At 68.8% G+C, this 3,861-nt stretch carries 6 protein-coding genes; 5 read left to right on the top strand and 1 reads right to left on the bottom strand.

Annotated features, from left to right (window positions below):
- From nadD to AC2VON_RS01600, 5 genes are all read left to right on the top strand, one after another.
- Nucleotides 1-463: nicotinate-nucleotide adenylyltransferase (gene nadD / locus AC2VON_RS01620; protein WP_486951367.1), on the top strand; the 463-nt coding region annotated here is incomplete at its 5' end.
- Nucleotides 460-870 (top strand): ribosome silencing factor, encoded by a 411-nt coding sequence (rsfS, locus tag AC2VON_RS01615; protein WP_486951366.1) that lies wholly within the window; start codon nt 460-462, stop codon nt 868-870. The genes nadD and rsfS, both read left to right, overlap by 4 nt.
- The gene (gene gpgP / locus AC2VON_RS01610; protein ID WP_486951365.1) at nt 867-1,547 is read left to right on the top strand and encodes a glucosyl-3-phosphoglycerate phosphatase; all 681 of its coding nucleotides are present in this window, start codon (nt 867-869) and stop codon (nt 1,545-1,547) included. The genes rsfS and gpgP overlap by 4 nt, the downstream gene beginning before the upstream one ends.
- Nucleotides 1,537-2,280 carry a diglucosylglycerate octanoyltransferase gene (gene octT / locus AC2VON_RS01605; RefSeq protein ID WP_486951364.1) on the top strand — a complete coding sequence of 248 codons (744 nt, stop codon included), beginning with the start codon at nt 1,537-1,539 and terminating at the stop codon, nt 2,278-2,280. Before gpgP ends, octT begins: the two co-directional genes overlap by 11 nt.
- Entirely contained in the window at nt 2,280-3,131 is an 852-nt protein-coding gene (locus AC2VON_RS01600) for a DegV family protein (RefSeq protein ID WP_486951363.1), read from the top strand. The genes octT and AC2VON_RS01600 overlap by 1 nt, the downstream gene beginning before the upstream one ends.
- A gap of 3 nt (nt 3,132-3,134) precedes the next feature.
- On the opposite strand, the gene AC2VON_RS01595 is transcribed toward AC2VON_RS01600, so the two are convergent.
- Nucleotides 3,135-3,861: MMPL family transporter (locus AC2VON_RS01595; protein ID WP_486951362.1), on the bottom strand; the 727-nt coding region annotated here is incomplete at its 5' end.

Genomic DNA, 3,861 nt, shown 5'->3' with positions numbered 1-3,861 from the left:
GGACCGCTACCTGATGACGGTGATCGCCACCGCGTCCAACCCGCGCTTCTCGGTGAGCCGGGTCGACATCGACCGCGGCGGCCCCACCTACACCCGGGACACCCTGCGGGAACTACACGCTCTCAACCCCGACTCCGAGCTGTACTTCATCACCGGGGCGGACGCGTTGGCCTCCATCCTGTCCTGGCACGACTGGAAGGAACTGTTCGCGATCGCGCGGTTTGTCGCGGTGAGTCGGCCCGGCTACGACCTGGACGGCGCCCACCTCTCCGGGGTTCTCAGCCGGCTGCCCGACGGCGCGCTGACCCTGGTGGAAGTGCCGGCGTTGGCGATCTCGTCGACGGACTGCCGGCAGCGCGCCGCGGACAGCAGGCCGATCTCGTATCTGGTGCCCGACGGGGTGGTCCAATATGTGGCCAAACGCCGCCTCTACCGCAAACCGGACACCGGAGCGCAGCCGTGACCGCCACGCCGGAGGCGATCGAGATGGCCACGGTGGCCGCCGGCGCCGCGGCCGCCAAGCTCGCCGATGACGTCGTCGTCATCGACGTCTCCGGGCAGCTGGTCATCACCGACTGCTTCGTCATCGCCTCGGCGTCCAATGAGCGGCAGGTCAACTCGATCGTCGACGAGGTTCAGGAGAGGATGCGCCGGGCGGGCTACAAGCCGGCCCGCCGGGAAGGTGCCCGTGAGGGTCGCTGGGTGCTGCTGGATTACGTCGACATCGTGGTGCACATCCAGCACCAGGACGAACGCGACTTCTACGCGCTGGACCGGCTGTGGCGGGACTGTCCGGTGGTGCCGGTCGACCTGCCAGACCTGCCAGACCTGGCCGAGCGCCCGCCGGCGAGCATCCGGAGCACGCCGTGAGGATCTGCCGCCTGGTCATGTTGCGGCACGGGCAGACCGTATTCAACGCCGAAAGCCGGATGCAGGGCCAACTGGATCCCGCGCTCAGCGAGCTGGGATACGCCCAGGCCGGCGTGGCCGCCGAGGTCCTGAGCAAACGCCAGCCGCTGCTGATCGTGTCTTCGGACCTGCGCCGGGCCTACGACACCGCAGTCAGGCTGGGGGAGCGCACCGGGCTGCCGGTGCGAGTGGACGCCCGGCTGCGGGAGACCCACCTCGGCGACTGGCAGGGCCTCACCCACGGTCAGGTCGATGCGGTCGCGCCCGGCGCCCGGCGGGCCTGGCGGCAGGACGCCACCTGGGCGCCGCACGGCGGGGAGAGCAGGGTCGACGTTGCCGCCCGTAGCATGCCGCTGGTCGCCGAGTTGGTGTCCGGCGCAACGGAGTGGGGCGCCCCCGGCGAACCCGACCGGCCGGTGGTGCTGGTCGCCCACGGCGGGCTGATCGCTGCGCTGACCGCCGCGCTGCTGCGGTTGCCGGTCACCAACTGGCCGGTCCTGGGCGGGATGGGCAACGCCAGCTGGACGCAGCTGAGTGGACACGACGGCGGTTCGGATACCGACGGCGAGTTCATTGAGATCCGTTGGCATCTCGACGTGTGGAACGCCTCTGCGCAGGTCGCCGGCGATGACTTTTGAGTCGGCTGAATCAGCGGCGCGGCCCAGGCTGCTGGTCTTCGCCGACTCGCTGGCCTACTACGGGCCGGCTGGCGGCCTGCCAGCCGACGACCCGCGAATCTGGCCGAATATTGTTGCCGCGCAACTCGGGTGGGATCTCGAGCTGATTGGCCGAATCGGCTGGACGTGCCGCGACGTGTGGTGGGCGGCGACTCAGGACCCGCGCGCCTGGGCGGCGCTGCCCCGAGCCGGCGCGGTGGTCTTCGCCACCAGCGGCATGGATTCGTTGCCGTCGGTGCTGCCGACGGCGCTGCGTGAGTCGATTCGATACCTGCGGCCGCCGCGGCTGCGGCGCTGGGTGCGTGACGCTTACGGCTGGGTGCAGCCACGGCTGTCCCCGGTGGCCCGGTCGGCACTGCCGCCGCACCTGAGCGTGGAATACCTCGAGCTGGCGAGGGGTGCAATAGAATTCAACCGCCCGGGTATTCCGATTGTGGCGTCATTGCCGTCGGTGCACATCGCCGACACCTACGGTCGGGCTCACCACGGGCGCGATGCGACAGCGGCGGTCATCACCGATTGGGCTCGGCGCCATAATATTCCGCTGGTCGACCTGAAAGCCGCGGTCGCCGGGCAGATCATGAGCGGACGCGGCAACCCCGACGGCATCCACTGGAACTTCGAGGCGCACCGGGCGGTCGCGGAGCTGACGCTGCAAGCGCTGGCCGAAGCGGGCGTACCGGAGTCGCGCTGATGGCCGTCATGGTGGTGACCGATTCGTCGGCATGCCTGCCGGCCGACCTGCGCGACCGGTGGAGGATCCGCCAGGTCCCGTTACACATACTGCTCGACGGCGCCGATCTGCGCGACGGTGTGGACCAGATCCCCGCCGACATCCACCAGCGTGAAGCTGCCACCACCGCAGCGGCCAGCCCCGCCGAGTTGCTCGCCGCCTACCGGCAGGCGCTGGTCGACAGCGGTGCTGCCGGCGTGGTGGCGGTACATATGTCGTCGGCACTGTCCGGAACATTTGGCACCGCAACGCAAGTAGCCGAAGAGATCGGCCCCCGGATTCGCGTCGTCGACTCGAAATCGGCGGCGATGGGCACCGGCTTCGTGGTGCTTGCCGCCGCCCGGGCAGCGGCCAGCGGCGGTGGTCTGGATACCGTTGTGGCCGCGGCGGACTCGGCAGCAGGCAGGGTCCACGCCTACCTCGTCGTACACCGGCTGGACAACCTGCGCCGCAGCGGGCGGATCGGCGGCGCGGCGGCATGGCTGGGCACTGCGCTGTCGCTCAAGCCGCTGTTGTGCATAGATGATGGAAAGCTGGTGCTGGCACAACGGATCCGCACTGCCGGCAGGGCGGTTGCGGCGATGGTCGAGCACGTTTGCGAGATTGTCGGCGACCGCCCGGCCGTGGTGGCGGTCCATCACGTCGGCAACCCGGTCGGCGCAGCCGATTTGGCGGCTGCTCTTGCGGGTCGGTTGCCGGCGGCTGCACCGGCGACCGTCACCGACTTGGGACCGGTGCTGGCGCTGCACGTCGGGGCCGGGGCGCTGGCGGTAGTCGTCGAGGTTGCCAACGGCGTCACTATCGGCGACTGAGCCTCATCCGGCGGGCTCGGGAGGCTCGGGAGGCTCGGGAGGTGAGGTCTGTTGTGCCGACACCGCCGCGAACCTCTCGGTGTCGGGCTCATGCGGTGTGTGCGCCGCGATCCCGCGCACCACGTTGGGGCCGGTCGGGCGCATCACCTGCGGCCACCAGAACCAGCGGCCCAGCAGGGTGGCGATCGACGGCATGAAGAACGCCCGGACCACGAACGTGTCCAGCAACAGTCCGATGCAGACAGTGGTTCCGAACATCCCGATCGCCCGCAGATCACTGAACAGCATGACGAACATGGTGAACGCGAACACCATGCCCGCCGCCGTCACCACCCCGCCGCTGCCCGCCATCGCCCGGATGTATCCGGTCTTGAGCCCGACATGAATCTCCTCCTCGAACCGGGAGACCAGCAGCAGGTTGTAGTCGGATCCGACGGCCAACAGCACGATCACCGACAACACCAGCGTCACCCAGTAGACGTCCTGGCCGACGATGTCCTGCCAGATCAGCACCGACAGCCCGAACGACGACGCGATGGAGCTGGACGCGGTGCCGATGATCACCAGTGCGGCCACCAGGCTTCGGGTGATCATCATCATGATCAGAAAGATCAGGGTCAGCGATGCCACGATCGCGATCATCAAGTCGTATTTGGCACCGTCGTGCATGTCCTCATACATAGCGGCCATGCCGCCGATGTATACCTTGGCATCGGCCAGCGACGACTGC

It is taken from the genome of Mycobacterium sp. TH-M82, from assembly GCF_057473605.1.
The sequence above is the reverse complement of the archived record's forward strand: the minus strand, read 5'-3'. Positions and strand labels throughout refer to the sequence as shown.